Source organism: Halovibrio sp. HP20-59 (genome assembly GCF_033052795.2).
Lineage (GTDB): Bacteria > Pseudomonadota > Gammaproteobacteria > Pseudomonadales > Halomonadaceae > Vreelandella.
Window position 1 is genome coordinate 1 of the sequence record NZ_JAWJUW020000118.1, and the last position, 257, is coordinate 257.

Here is a 257-nt window from a genome sequence, read left to right on the forward strand (position 1 = left end):
CGCACCGGGCGCCGGCAGCAGGCTGACCGCCGTCGGTGCGTCGCGGTAGAGATGCGGCCGCTGCACCGTCACCGGGTCGCGCAGGTCGCGCGGGTCGTTGATGCGGCCCACATAGGCGGGGCTGTGGCTGTAGGCCGGCACATAGATCTCGCGCGGCGCCAGCGGGTACCAGCCAAAGACCGGCGGCGGCGGGCTGCCGATAGTGATCTGCACGCTGACCGCGGGCTGACTCACCCAACCGACCAGGGCCGGCGCAT

General features: G+C 72.8%; 1 protein-coding gene. It reads right to left on the bottom strand.

Annotation, left to right across the window (positions count from 1 at the left end; translation table 11 throughout):
- Positions 1-257 (bottom strand): hypothetical protein (locus RZA33_RS19605; protein WP_322976232.1); only part of this gene is annotated, 257 nt, incomplete at both ends.